We start from the raw sequence: 13291 nt of genomic DNA, 5'->3' as shown, positions 1-13291 counted from the left end.
GCACCCCGCCGCCACCCGCGGCGTCCGCATGTTGGAACGGAGTATCCGGTTCCCGAGAACCGCTCCATCATGTAACCTGCACGAAATTTTGGTCTCATCGGAGATCTCACGCAGAGGGCCAGCGTCGTCCCTCGGCACCCTTTCCCCCAGAGCCGAAGGCCTGGGAGGACCTCAAGCCACATGACGACGACGGGAGAGCCGATGCGTACGCCGCGCCAGCCGTCCCAGCAGTCCACGAATGGCCAGAACTGGTCCTTCATGGATGCTCGCCCTGCTGCGCAGGGTATGTACGACCCCCGCAACGAGCACGACGCCTGTGGCGTCGGCTTTGTGGCCACCCTCACCGGCGAGGCGAGCCATGCGCTGGTCGAGCAGGCGCTCACGGTTCTGCGCAACCTCGAGCACCGCGGGGCCACCGGCTCCGAGCCGGACTCCGGAGACGGCGCCGGCATCCTCGCCCAGGTGCCCGACGCCTTCCTCCGCGAGGTGGCCGGATTCCAGCTGCCCGAGGCCGGCGCCTACGCCGTAGGCATCGCCTTCCTGCCGGAGGACGGGACCGACGACGCCGTCTCACAGATCGAGACGATCGCCGCCGACGAGGGCCTGACCGTCCTCGGCTGGCGCGAGGTCCCCGTCGCCCCCGAACTGCTCGGTGCCACCGCCCGTTCGACGATGCCCGCCTTCCGGCAGGTCTTTGTCACCGACGGCGTCTCGGAGGGCATCGCGCTCGACCGCAAGGCCTTCGTGCTGCGCAAGCGCGCCGAGCGCGAGGCCGGCGTCTACTTCCCGTCACTGTCCGCGCGGACCATCGTCTACAAGGGCATGCTGACCACCGGCCAGCTGGAGCCCTTCTTCCCGGACCTGTCCGACCGCCGGTTCGCCTCCGCGATCGCGCTCGTGCACTCCCGGTTCTCGACGAACACGTTCCCGTCGTGGCCGCTGGCCCACCCGTACCGCTTCGTCGCGCACAACGGTGAGATCAACACCGTCAAGGGCAACCGCAACTGGATGCGGGCCCGCGAGTCCCAGCTGTACTCCGAGCTGTTCGGCTCCCCGGAGAAGCTGGAGCGGGTCTTCCCGATCTGCACGCCCGACGCCTCCGACTCGGCGTCCTTCGACGAGGTCCTCGAACTGCTGCACCTCGGCGGACGTTCGCTTCCGCACTCGGTGCTGATGATGATCCCGGAGGCGTGGGAGAACCACGACTCCATGGACCCGGCCCGGCGCGCCTTCTACGAGTACCACTCCACGATGATGGAGCCCTGGGACGGCCCGGCCTGCGTCACCTTCACCGACGGCACCCAGGTCGGCGCGGTTCTCGACCGCAACGGTCTGCGCCCGGGCCGCTACTGGGTCACCGACGACGGCCTCGTCGTCCTCGGCTCCGAGGTCGGCGTCCTCGACATCGACCCCGCCAAGGTCGTCCGCAAGGGCCGCCTGCAGCCGGGCCGCATGTTCCTCGTCGACACCGCCGAGCACCGCATCATCGAGGACGACGAGATCAAGGCCGAGCTCGCCGCCGAGAACCCGTACGCCGAGTGGCTCGAGGCCGGCGAGATCGAGCTCTCCGACCTGCCCGAGCGCGAGCACATCGTGCACACCCACGCCTCGGTCACCCGCCGCCAGCAGACCTTCGGCTACACCGAGGAGGAGCTGCGCGTCCTCCTCGCCCCGATGGCCAAGGCCGGTGCCGAGCCGATCGGTTCGATGGGTACGGACTCGCCGATCGCGGCCCTCTCCGACCGCCCGCGGCTGCTGTTCGACTACTTCACTCAGCTGTTCGCGCAGGTCACCAACCCGCCGCTGGACGCGATCCGCGAGGAGCTGGTCACCTCCCTGCGCTCGTCGCTGGGCCCGCAGGGCAACCTGCTGGAGCCGACGGCCGCCTCCTGCCGTAGCGTCGTGCTGCCCTTCCCGGTGATCGACAACGACGAGCTGGCCAAGCTCATCCACATCAACGCCGACGGCGACATGCCCGGCATGAAGGCCGCGACCCTGTCCGGCCTGTACCGGGTCAGCGGCGGCGGCGACGCCCTCGCCGCGCGTATCGAGGAGATCTGCGCCGAGGCCGACGCCGCGATAGAGAACGGCGCCCGCCTGATCGTCCTCTCCGACCGGCACTCGGACGCCGAGCACGCGCCGATCCCGTCGCTGCTGCTCACCGCGGCCGTCCACCACCACCTCATCCGCACCAAGCAGCGCACCCAGGTGGGCCTGCTGGTCGAGGCCGGTGACGTCCGCGAGGTCCACCACGTCGCCCTGCTCATCGGCTACGGCGCCGCCGCGGTCAACCCGTACCTGGCCATGGAGTCCGTGGAGGACCTGGTCCGCGCGGGCACCTTCCTGCCCGGCACCGACCCTGAGAAGGCCATCCGCAACCTGATCTACGCCCTCGGCAAGGGCGTGCTGAAGGTCATGTCCAAGATGGGCATCTCCACCGTCGCCTCCTACCGCGGCGCCCAGGTCTTCGAGGCCGTCGGTCTCGACGAGGCCTTCGTGGAGAAGTACTTCAACGGCACCGCCACCAAGATCGGCGGCGTCGGCATCGACGTCATCGCCAAGGAGGTCGCCGCCCGGCACGCCAAGGCGTACCCGGCCAGTGGCATCGCGCCCGCGCACCGGGCCCTCGAAATCGGCGGCGAGTACCAGTGGCGCCGCGAGGGCGAGCCGCACCTGTTCGACCCGGAGACGGTCTTCCGCCTCCAGCACTCGACCCGTACGGGCCGCTACGACATCTTCAAGAAGTACACGGAGCGCGTGAACGAGCAGTCCGAGCGGCTGATGACGCTGCGCGGTCTGTTCGGCTTCAAGTCGGACCGGCAGCCGATCTCCATCGACGAGGTCGAGCCGGTCTCCGAGATCGTCAAGCGGTTCTCGACGGGCGCCATGTCGTACGGCTCCATCTCCAAGGAGGCGCACGAGACCCTGGCCATCGCCATGAACCAGCTGGGCGGCAAGTCCAACACCGGTGAGGGCGGCGAGGACCCGGAGCGGCTGTACGACGCCGCTCGCCGGTCGTCGATCAAGCAGGTGGCGTCGGGCCGCTTCGGTGTGACCTCCGAGTACCTGGTCAACTCCGACGACATCCAGATCAAGATGGCCCAGGGCGCCAAGCCCGGCGAGGGCGGCCAGCTGCCCGGCCACAAGGTGTACCCGTGGGTGGCGAAGACCCGGCACTCGACGCCGGGTGTGGGGCTCATCTCCCCGCCGCCGCACCACGACATCTACTCCATCGAGGACCTGGCCCAGCTGATCCACGACCTGAAGAACGCGAATCCGCAGGCGCGGATTCACGTGAAGCTGGTCTCGGAGGTCGGCGTCGGCACGGTCGCCGCCGGTGTGTCCAAGGCGCACGCGGACGTGGTGCTCATCTCCGGTCACGACGGTGGTACGGGTGCCTCGCCGCTGACGTCGCTGAAGCACGCGGGCGGCCCCTGGGAGCTCGGCCTTGCCGAGACCCAGCAGACGCTGCTGCTCAACGGCCTGCGCGACCGCATCGTCGTCCAGACCGACGGCCAGCTGAAGACCGGCCGTGACGTCGTCATCGCCGCGCTGCTCGGCGCCGAGGAGTTCGGTTTCGCGACCGCGCCGCTGGTCGTCTCCGGCTGCGTCATGATGCGCGTCTGCCACCTGGACACCTGCCCGGTCGGCATCGCCACGCAGAACCCGACCCTGCGCGAGCGCTTCACCGGCAAGGCCGAGTACGTCGTGAACTTCTTCCAGTACATCGCCGAAGAGGTCCGCGAGATCCTCGCCGAGCTGGGCTTCCGCTCCATCGAGGAGGCCGTCGGCCACGCCGAGGCCCTCGACGTCACGCGGGCCGTCGACCACTGGAAGGCGCAGGGCCTGGACCTGGCTCCGCTGTTCCACGTGCCCGAGCTGCCCGAGGGTGCGGTGCGCCACCAGCTGATCGAGCAGGACCACGGCCTGGAGAAGGCGCTCGACAACGAGCTGATCAAGCTCGCCGCCGACGCGCTCGCCGTGGACTCGGCGAACGACGCCCAGCCGGTCCGCGCCCAGGTCGCCATCCGCAACATCAACCGCACGGTCGGCACCATGCTCGGCCACGAGGTGACGAAGAAGTTCGGCGGCGCAGGTCTGCCCGACGACACCATCGACATCACCTTCACCGGGTCCGCGGGCCAGTCGTTCGGCGCCTTCGTCCCGCGCGGTGTCACACTGCGCCTGGAGGGCGACGCCAACGACTACGTCGGCAAGGGCCTGTCCGGTGGCCGGATCATCGTCCGCCCGGACCGGGGCGCCGACCATCTCGCCGAGTACAGCGTCATCGCGGGCAACACCCTCGCGTACGGCGCGACCGGCGGCGAGATGTTCCTGCGCGGCAAGGTCGGCGAGCGCTTCTGCGTCCGCAACTCCGGCGCACTGGTCGTCTCCGAGGGCGTGGGCGACCACGGCTGCGAGTACATGACCGGCGGTCACGCGGTGGTGCTCGGCGAGACGGGCCGCAACTTCGCGGCCGGTATGTCCGGCGGTATCGCGTACGTCATCGACCTCGACCGCGACAACGTCAACGTCGGCAACGTGGAGTCGGTCGAGGCGCTCGACGACACCGACAAGCAGTGGCTGCACGACGTGGTGCGCCGGCACGCGGAGGAGACCGGTTCCACGGTCGCCGAGAAGCTGCTCGCGGAGTGGTCCGTGTCCGTGGAGCGCTTCAGCAAGATCATCCCCAGCACGTACAAGGCAGTGCTCGCCGCCAAGGACGCCGCCGAGCGAGCCGGTCTCTCCGAGTCCGAGATCACCGAGAAGATGATGGAGGCGGCGATCAATGGCTGACCCGAAGGGCTTTCTGAACCACGGCCGTGAGGTCGCCAGGTCCCGCCCCGTCGAGGAGCGCGTCAGGGACTGGAACGAGGTCTACGTCCCCGGCTCGCTGCTGCCGATCATCAGCAAGCAGGCCAGCCGGTGCATGGACTGCGGCATCCCGTTCTGCCACAACGGCTGTCCGCTGGGGAACCTGATCCCCGAGTGGAACGACTACGCCTACCGCGAGGACTGGGCGGCCGCCTCCGAGCGCCTGCACGCCACGAACAACTTCCCGGAGTTCACGGGCCGCCTGTGCCCGGCTCCCTGCGAGTCGGCGTGTGTGCTCGGCATCAACCAGCCGGCCGTCACCATCAAGAACGTCGAGGTCTCGATCATCGACAAGGCGTGGGAGACCGGTGACGTCGCCCCGCAGATCCCCGAGCGCCTGTCCGGCAAGACGGTCGCGGTCATCGGCTCGGGCCCGGCGGGCCTGGCCGCCGCCCAGCAGCTCACCCGGGCCGGCCACACGGTCGCCGTCTACGAGCGCGCGGACCGCATCGGAGGCCTCCTCCGGTACGGCATCCCCGAGTTCAAGATGGAGAAGCGGCACATCAACCGCCGTATCGAGCAGATGCGCGCGGAGGGCACCCGCTTCCGCACCGGCATCGAGATCGGCCGCGACCTGAAGGCCACGGACCTGAAGAAGCGCTACGACGCGGTCGTCATCGCCGCCGGTGCCACCACGGCGCGTGACCTCCCGGTCCCCGGCCGCGAGCTCAAGGGCATCTACCAGGCGATGGAGTACCTGCCCCTGGCCAACAAGGTCCAGGAGGGCGACTACGTCGCCCCGCCGATCTCGGCCGAGGGCAAGCACGTCGTCGTCATCGGCGGCGGCGACACGGGCGCCGACTGCGTGGGCACCGCCCACCGTCAGGGCGCGGCCTCCGTGACGCAGCTGGAGATCATGCCCCGCCCGAACGAGGAGCGGAACCCGGCCGCCCAGCCGTGGCCGACCTTCCCGATGCTCTACAAGGTCACCTCGGCGCACGAGGAGGGCGGTGAGCGGGTCTACTCCGTCTCCACCACCCACTTCGAGGGCGACGAGGACGGCAACGTCCAGTGGCTGCACCTCACCGAGGTGGAGTTCATCGACGGCAAGCTGACTCAGAAGCCGGGCACGGAGCGCAAGATCCCCGCCCAGCTGGTCACCCTCGCCATGGGCTTCACCGGCACCGACCGGGAGAACGGGCTGGTCGACCAGTTCGGCCTGGACCTCGACGAGCGCGGCAACATCGCCCGCGACGCCGACTTCCAGACGAACGTGCCGGGCGTGTTCGTCGCCGGTGACGCCGGCCGCGGCCAGTCGCTCATCGTGTGGGCGATCGCGGAGGGCCGCTCGGCCGCCCGCGGCTGCGACCGCTTCCTGACCGGCGCCAGCGACCTGCCGGCGCCGATCCGTCCGACGGACCGCGCGCTGATGGTCTGACGGTTCCGGGGAACGACACCTCACAAGACGTCCCGTACAAAGGCGTACGGAACACAGACGGCGCCTGCCTCTTGTCCCCGACCGGACGACTGGGCAGGCGCCGTCGCCTTTTTCTCACGTCAGGGCGGTGGCCTTCCCGACCGCCAGGACCGCCAGCAGCACCAGCAGCGCCACACCCGCCCCCGCCTGCACCAGCGAACGCCGTTCCCGCGGCGCGTACGCGAACGCCAGCGTCACCAGCCCACCCGCCAGCAGCCCGCCCAGGTGCCCCTCCCAGGAGGTGAAGGCCGCGGAGATCACCAGCCACAGCAGCAGGCCCGCCATGAAACGGTTGACGGCGTTCATGTCGTAGCCGAGGCGGCGGGACATCACGTAGTACGCGGCGCCCAGGCCGAAGATCGCGCCGGACGCGCCGACCGTGAGGACGTCGGGGGCGAGCAGCAGGACCAGGACCGAGCCGCCGAGCGCCGACAGCAGATAGAGGGCGAGGTAGCGGACCCGGCCGAGCTGATGCTCCACCGTCCGGCCGAGGTTCCACAGCACCGCCATGTTCATCACGATGTGCAGGATCCCGAACGTGCCCTCGGTGGGCGGCAGATGCAGGAACGCGCCGGTCAGCAGGCGCCACCACTCCCCGTCGACGAGGCCCTCGGCCGCGAAGCCCGGCGGGTACACCTCCTGCCACACATAGTGCCCACCGTCCGGCCCGGCCAGCCCGGCACCCAGCATCCCGAACCGGTCCACGATCTCCGGACGCACCAACTCGCCCAGGTAGGCGAGGACGTTGAGTGCGATCAGGACGTACGTCACCACTGGCACGGCCGTGATCCGGCCGCCGAAGGCCGTGCGCGCCTGACGTACCGAGCGCGTGCCCTCCTTCACACACTCCGGGCAGTGGAAGCCGACGGCCGCCTCCCGCATGCAGTCGGGACAGATGTACCGGTCGCAGCGGGTGCAGCGGACGTGACACTCGACCTTGGGGTGGCGATAGCAGGTGGTGACGGCGGACTCGGGTTCCACAGCCGGCTCCTCTTGGGGGTGAACGGACGGCGAGCCGGCGGGGCGGCGGCGATCAAAATAGCGAACGCCTGTGGACAGGGGGAGAGGTGGGGCCGCGGTGCCGTAGCCTCGGCGTCGGTCCAGGTGAGCGAAGGGGGAGCCCGCATGGCGGCGATCAGTCTCAGCAAGGTCGAGGAAACCGCACCCGCACTGGTCAGTCTCTACAAGAGCGCCGGGGTGTCGCTCGCCAGGCACGGGCTGGACGGGCAGCGGGCCGCCGTCTACCTGGTGGTCGACTACTCGGGTTCGATGAAGCCGTATTACAAGGACGGCAGCGTGCAGGCGCTGGCCGACCGGGTGCTGGGGCTGTCCGCGCACCTCGACGACGACGGCCGGGTGCCGGTGGTGTTCTTCTCGACGGACGTCGACGCGGAGACCGACATCGCGCTCGCCGACCACCGCGGGCGCATCGAGCGGATCGTGGCCGGACTCGGGCACATGGGCAAGACCAGCTACCACCTGGCGATGGACACCGTCATCGACCACTATCTGGACAGCGGCTCCACGGATCCCGCCCTGGTCGTCTTCCAGACCGACGGCGGGCCGATCAACAAGCTCGCCGCGGAGCGCTATCTGTGCAAGGCGGCTCGGCTGCCGCTGTTCTGGCAGTTCATCGGCTTCGGCGATCCGAACAGCCGGCAGTTCGAGTTCCTGCGCAAGCTCGACGAGCTGCCGGTGCCGGACAAGCGGGTCGTCGACAACGCGGGGTTCTTCCACGCCGGTGCGGATCCGCGGGCGGTGTCCGACGCCGAGTTGTACGACCGGCTGGTGGGCGACTTCCCCCAGTGGCTGGCGGCCGCGCGGGCACGGGGGATCGTACGAACCTGAGTCGTCCGCAGCACTGTTGGCTTGAGCCGGACGCCGTGTCACCCTGAGGATGATCCGACGGGGAGGCGACGCAGCTCATGAGTGACGGCGCACGATCGGGGACCGCGCGGGCCGGCACGCCCGGCCGCGGCGAGCGAGTGGCCGACTGGGCCGACGGACGGCTCGGCCTGTACGCGCTGGCCAAGGCCAATATGCGCAAGGTGTTTCCGGACCACTGGTCGTTCATGCTGGGCGAGGTCTGCCTGTACAGCTTCCTCGTACTGATCCTGACCGGCGTCTACCTCACGCTGTTCTTCGAGCCGAGCAGCGCCGAGGTGGTCTACGACGGGTCCTACACACCGCTCAACGGCGTCGTGATGACCAAGGCGTTCGAGTCCACCCTCGACATCAGCTTCGATGTGCGCGGCGGGCTGCTGATCCGGCAGATCCACCACTGGGCGGCGCTGGTCTTCGTCACCGGCATGCTCGTGCACATGATGCGGGTGTTCTTCACCGGCGCCTACCGCAAACCGCGCGAGATCAACTGGGTGTTCGGCTGGACCCTGCTGATGCTCGGCATCATCACCGGCCTCACCGGCTACTCGCTCCCCGACGACCTGCTGTCCGGCACCGGCATCCGCTTCGCCCAGGGCGCGATCCTGTCGATCCCGATCGTGGGGACGTATCTGTCGTTCTTCCTGTTCGGCGGGGAGTTCCCGGGCACCGACATCATCGCGCGGCTGTACCCGATCCACATCCTGCTGCTGCCCGGGATCATGCTGGGCCTGGTCGTGGCCCATCTGATCCTGGTCTTCTACCACAAGCACACCCAGTACCCCGGCCCCGGCCGCGACCAGAAGTCGGTCGTCGGTATGCCCTTCATGCCGGTCTACATGGCCAAGGCGGGCGGCTTCTTCTTCCTGGTCTTCGGCGTGCTCACGATCATGGGCGGCCTCGCGCAGATCAACCCCGTGTGGGCCTTCGGCCCCTACCGCCCCGACCTCGTCACCACCGGCGCCCAGCCCGACTGGTATCTCGGCTTCTCCGAGGGCCTGATCCGGGTGATGCCGGGATGGGAGATCAGCGCCTTCGGCCACACCCTGGTCCTGGGCGTCTTCATCCCGTTCTCGCTGTTCCCGCTGATCCTGGCCGCCATCGGGGTCTACCCCTTCATCGAGGCGTGGATCACCGGCGACAAACGCGAGCACCACATCCTGGACCGGCCGCGCAACGCCCCCGTCCGCACGGGGCTCGGCGTCGCCTGGCTCACGCTGTACGTGGTGTGCCTGATCGGCGGCGGCAACGACATCATCGCGACGCATCTGCATCTGTCGATCAACGCCATCACCTGGTTCGTGCGGATCGCGTTCTTCGTCGCCCCGGTGCTGGCGTTCTACGTCACCAAGCGGATCTGTCTGGGCCTGCAACGCCGCGACCGGGAGAAGGTGCTGCACGGCCGGGAGACCGGCACCATCAAGCGGCTGCCGCACGGCGAGTACATCGAGGTCCACGAACCCCTCGCCCAGGACCAGCGGTTCACCCTCACCCAGCACGAGCAGCCGGCGCCGTACGAGATCGGCCCGCGCGTCGACACAAACGGCGTGCCCCGTCCCGTCACGGTCTCCCAGCGGGTGCGGGCCCGGCTGGCCCGGGCCATGTTCGGGCCCGACAGCCACATACCGAAGCCGACCCGGGAGGAGTACCGGGAGATCACCCGCAGGGGCGGGCACGATCATTGAGGACGACGGTCCGGCACTCGTCGGGGCTTCCCCACGCGGTGCGCAGGGCGCGGGCCTTGGTGAGCCAGAGGGACAGGTCGTACTCCGCGGTGTAGCCGATCGCGCCGTGCAGTTGGAGGGCGGTCCGGGCCGTGGTGTACGCCGCCTCGCAGGCCGCCGTCTTCGCGGCGGCCACGTCGGCCGGGCTCATCGTCACCGCGGCGCCGAAGACCAGCGGCCGCGCGAACTCCAGGGCGATCTTCGCGTCGGCCAGCCGGTGCTTGACCGCCTGGAACGAGCCGACGGGGGCCCCGAACTGTGTGCGCTGCCTGACGTAGGCGACCGTCCGGTCCAGCAGCGCGAGCCCCACACCGAGGGCCTGGGCGGCGGTGGCGAGCCGGGCCCAGGTGAGGGCGCGGTCGGCCGGCGGGGCGGGGGAGAGGAGTTCACCGCCGGTCAGGAGGGGGGTGAGGCGGCGGGCGGGGTCGAGGGAGGGGCGCGCAGGCGCATGGCCGGGGGCCAGACGCAGGCCGTCGGGTGCGAGGGAGAGACGGGTGGTCGCCGCGCCGCCGTCGAGGGCGTACGACCCTTCGGGCGCCAGCGTCACCATCGACTCGCCTGCTGCCAGCCGGGGGAGGAAGCGCTCGGCGAGAGCGTCCGGCTCGGTGAGCAGTACGGCCGCCGCGACCGTCTCCGCCAACGGCCCCGGCACCGCATGCCGCCCCAACTCCACGAAAGCGAGGGCGACTTCGACGGGGCGTGGGCCGGGCTGTCCTGCGCGGACTGGCCGGTCGAGCCGGTCAGCGAACCGCGCGAGATCAAGGCCGGCGGGGCGGCGCCGATCCTGGTGGTGGGCACCACCCGGGATCCGGTCACCCCGTACGCCTGGGCCCAGGAGCTGGCCGAGCAGCTGGACTCCGGGGTGCTGTTGACCTACGACGGCGACGGCCACGGCGCCTATGCCCGCCGCACCAAGAACGCGTGCGTGGTCAACGCCGTGGACACCTACCTGATCGAGGGCCGTTCACCTGCGGATGGGACACGATGCAGCTGAGTCCCCCTGTTTCCCACTGATACGGAACCCGCCCCCGGACCCGGTGCCTGATTCGCATGCGGCCTGGTCAAGAGGCTGGTCACCGGCGGGATGACAAGTGGCGCACCAGGCGGCGCAGCCGGGTCCCCGGCCGTGGCGACATGATCTGTTCGGGCAGCCGGCCGTGTGCGGCCAGGTACTGGACGAACGCCTGCCCGTCCGCAGTGCTGCCACCGTGGGCCGGCTTGGGACGTGTGGTGGCATAGGCGTGGAACAGGGCAGAGAACCGCGGCCCCAGCACCTGACTCAGCTCGGGCCGAACCCGGGTCACGCCGTCGCGTCGTTTTGCGATCAGTGCTGCCCTCTGGACGCGCAGGCGCCCGCTGTCGAAGTCGGCAGGTGCGGGGGCGCCGGTCACGAGCGCGGCAATGAGCTGGGCCTCGGCTGCGGCCAGCCGGGCGCGGGCCGCGTCAGGATGCGGCGTGCCGGGCACGGGCGCCTTCCACGGTGGTGCGGATCGCGGCCAGTTCCTCTGCGAGGCCGGCTGCGGTGGGATAGTCGCCGTCGCGCTCGAGCAGGACGCCCGGGACGTCGGTCCGTTCGGCCAGCGAGGCCAGCACGTCCAGAATGGGGGCGGTCACCGGGTGCCGGTGGGTGTCGTGCCACAGGCCGTCCCGCAGGACGCCTCCGGCGACATGGACGTAGGCCAGCTGCTCCAGCGGCAGTTCGTCCAGTACCTGCTCGGGGTCCTGACCGAGGTTGACGTGGTTGGTGTGCAGGTTGGCCACGTCGACCAGCAGCCGCACTCCGGTGCGGTCGATGAGTTCGGCGAGGAAGTGCCCTTCCGTGAGCTCCGCATCCGGCCAGGCGAAGAGAGCGGCGATGTTCTCCAGCGCCAGCGGCACCGGAAGGGATTCCTGTGCGATCCGGATGTTCTCGCTCACCACCTCCATCGCCTCCCATGTGCGGGGCACCGGCAGCATGTGTCCTGCCTCGAGGCCGCCGCCGCGTACGAAGGCCAGGTGCTCGCTGACCAGCGGGGCGTCCAGGATCTCGGCGCACTGGGCCAGATGCTGCAGCCGGTGTGCGTCAGGGCGTTCGGCACCCCCGAGGGACAAGCTCACCCCGTGCGGGACCACGGGTACGTTCCGGGCCCGCAGGGCCGCCAGGGAAGCGGGCAGGTGGCCGGGGCAGAGGCTCTCGGCGATGACTTCGAAAAACTCGGCCCTGGGCAGTCGTTCGATGGTCAGGTCGATCTCCGGCCGCCAGCCGATGCCGAAGCCCAGTCGGCGCATCGCCGAGGGATCAGTCGCCGCCGCCGCCACAGCCGCCTCCGCAGCCACTGCCTCCGCAGCCACTGCTTTCGCAGGACGCTCCAAAGCCGCAGGAGCCACCCGGGCCGTCCTTGTCGGACCGGCCGTGGCCCAGAATGCCTGCCTGCAGTTCCGGATCGGACAGCTGCCCCAGACCCAGCAGGGCCACCCCGGCCAGTACTGGGTCGATCCCGGGGAACGCCGCCGTGGGATCCCGGCGCATGGCCGCGAGACGGTCCTCTCCGGCGGTGGTGCGCCACATCCGCCGCTTCGACGTCTGGACGAGGGCCACGGCTAGGCCGCCGACCATGAGGACCAGCAGAACCGTCATGGCCTCCACTGCGGCGGTGTCGCCTCCCGTCGACAGGAAGCCGACCACCGACACGACCGCCGGCAGGACGACCAGGATGCACCTGCGACGGATGATCCGCTTACGCAGGGCTGGCTCGACCAGCAGCCCGGCCCTCGCGAGCGCGGTACCGATGTCGCGCATCGCGGCGCTGCGCACCATACGGTCGCGCAGCGCCGCCGCAGTCGTCGCATCCCCCTCCCGGAGCGCTCCGACGACATGGCCTTCCACCGCGTTGTACGACGTTCCCGGCGCCCTGGTGACCCTGCCGCCCCGGGAGATGTGCAGCCGGCCGTCACGCTGCATGGCGACCAGTACCGTGTTCGCGACCCGACGCGGCCCGCCTGCGAGGAAGGCCGCATGGAGCAGCGCGTTGCCACGAGCCTCCGCGGCCCTGGAGGCTCTGTTGGCGGAGACTGCGGACAGGCGTGGACGGCGGGCGCGCCGTCCGTCCACGACCAGCTGCGCCATCATTGCGGCGGCAGCAAGGTACCCGATGGCCAGGAGCCACAGCTCGACGTTGTTCATGTCGGTAGAGGAGCCAGGGCGACGAGCGCGGATGGGCGGGTGGAGGGGGGAGCGAGACGTCTCTCCATGGGCGTTCCTTCGCTGGACCAGAGGCCGCCCTGGCCTGGGCCGAGGCGGGCAGCCATGTCACCTTCTTCGAGACCAGCATTTCCGGACACGCGTGGGCCGACGAGCCACGGATTCTCGTCGCTTGACCGACACGGGGGACTGGGGTAAGCGGGAGCGGCTTTC

The 13291-nt window shown here is 70.0% G+C and carries 6 protein-coding genes and 3 pseudogenes; 5 read left to right on the top strand and 4 right to left on the bottom strand.

Annotation, left to right across the window (positions count from 1 at the left end; translation table 11 throughout):
* The first annotated feature begins 201 nt into the window (after positions 1-201).
* Both gltB and StrepF001_RS06985 read left to right on the top strand, forming a co-directional pair.
* The gene (gltB, locus tag StrepF001_RS06990; RefSeq protein WP_206306784.1) at positions 202-4797 is read left to right on the top strand and encodes a glutamate synthase large subunit; all 4596 of its coding nucleotides are present in this window, start codon (positions 202-204) and stop codon (positions 4795-4797) included.
* Complete coding sequence (locus StrepF001_RS06985; protein WP_129797361.1) at positions 4790-6253, top strand: glutamate synthase subunit beta; 1464 nt, start codon at positions 4790-4792, stop codon at positions 6251-6253. Before gltB ends, StrepF001_RS06985 begins: the two co-directional genes overlap by 8 nt.
* 114 nt (positions 6254-6367) lie before the next feature.
* Here the strand turns inward: StrepF001_RS06985 and StrepF001_RS06980 are convergent, their stop codons facing one another.
* The gene (locus StrepF001_RS06980; RefSeq protein WP_129797360.1) at positions 6368-7273 is read right to left on the bottom strand and encodes a rhomboid family intramembrane serine protease; all 906 of its coding nucleotides are present in this window, start codon (positions 7271-7273) and stop codon (positions 6368-6370) included.
* Positions 7274-7417: 144 nt separating this feature from the next.
* On the opposite strand from StrepF001_RS06980, the gene StrepF001_RS06975 reads away from it, so the two are divergent.
* The gene (locus tag StrepF001_RS06975; protein WP_129797359.1) at positions 7418-8140 is read left to right on the top strand and encodes a VWA domain-containing protein; all 723 of its coding nucleotides are present in this window, start codon (positions 7418-7420) and stop codon (positions 8138-8140) included.
* Positions 8141-8217: 77 nt separating this feature from the next.
* Positions 8218-9858 (top strand): cytochrome bc complex cytochrome b subunit, encoded by a 1641-nt coding sequence (locus tag StrepF001_RS06970; protein WP_129797358.1) that lies wholly within the window; start codon positions 8218-8220, stop codon positions 9856-9858.
* On the opposite strand, the pseudogene StrepF001_RS06965 reads toward StrepF001_RS06970, so the two are convergent.
* Positions 9830-10603: pseudogene (locus StrepF001_RS06965) on the bottom strand (acyl-CoA dehydrogenase family protein); the annotation flags it as partial. The gene StrepF001_RS06970 and the pseudogene StrepF001_RS06965 overlap by 29 nt on opposite strands.
* Between StrepF001_RS06965 and StrepF001_RS06960 the strand changes: the two are divergent.
* Positions 10595-10891 (top strand): annotated as a pseudogene (locus tag StrepF001_RS06960) (alpha/beta hydrolase); the annotation flags it as partial. The pseudogenes StrepF001_RS06965 and StrepF001_RS06960 sit on opposite strands and share 9 nt — an antisense overlap.
* A 229-nt stretch (positions 10892-11120) precedes the next feature.
* Here the strand turns inward: StrepF001_RS06960 and StrepF001_RS06955 are convergent.
* Both StrepF001_RS06955 and StrepF001_RS06950 read right to left on the bottom strand, forming a co-directional pair.
* Positions 11121-12165: pseudogene (locus tag StrepF001_RS06955) on the bottom strand (DUF692 domain-containing protein); the annotation flags it as partial.
* 10 nt (positions 12166-12175) lie between these two features.
* Complete coding sequence (locus StrepF001_RS06950; RefSeq protein ID WP_129797357.1) at positions 12176-13060, bottom strand: TIGR04222 domain-containing membrane protein; 885 nt, start codon at positions 13058-13060, stop codon at positions 12176-12178.
* Between the last annotated feature and the right edge of the window lie 231 nt (positions 13061-13291).

This window comes from Streptomyces sp. F001 (assembly GCF_004187715.1).
Taxonomy (GTDB): Bacteria; Actinomycetota; Actinomycetes; order Streptomycetales; family Streptomycetaceae; genus Streptomyces; species Streptomyces flavusporus.
The sequence above is the reverse complement of the archived record's forward strand: the minus strand, read 5'-3'. Positions and strand labels throughout refer to the sequence as shown.

Bases quoted from the DNA above. Each gene is read 5' to 3' on its own strand.
- StrepF001_RS06985 (WP_129797361.1), top strand. From the start codon at position 4,790: ATGGCTGACCCGAAGGGCTTTCTGAACCACGGCCGTGAGGTCGCCAGG.
- StrepF001_RS06975 (WP_129797359.1), top strand. From the start codon at position 7,418: ATGGCGGCGATCAGTCTCAGCAAGGTCGAGGAAACCGCACCCGCACTG.
- gltB (WP_206306784.1), top strand. From the start codon at position 202: ATGCGTACGCCGCGCCAGCCGTCCCAGCAGTCCACGAATGGCCAGAAC.
- StrepF001_RS06950 (WP_129797357.1), bottom strand. From the start codon at position 13,060: ATGAACAACGTCGAGCTGTGGCTCCTGGCCATCGGGTACCTTGCTGCC.
- StrepF001_RS06970 (WP_129797358.1), top strand. From the start codon at position 8,218: ATGAGTGACGGCGCACGATCGGGGACCGCGCGGGCCGGCACGCCCGGC.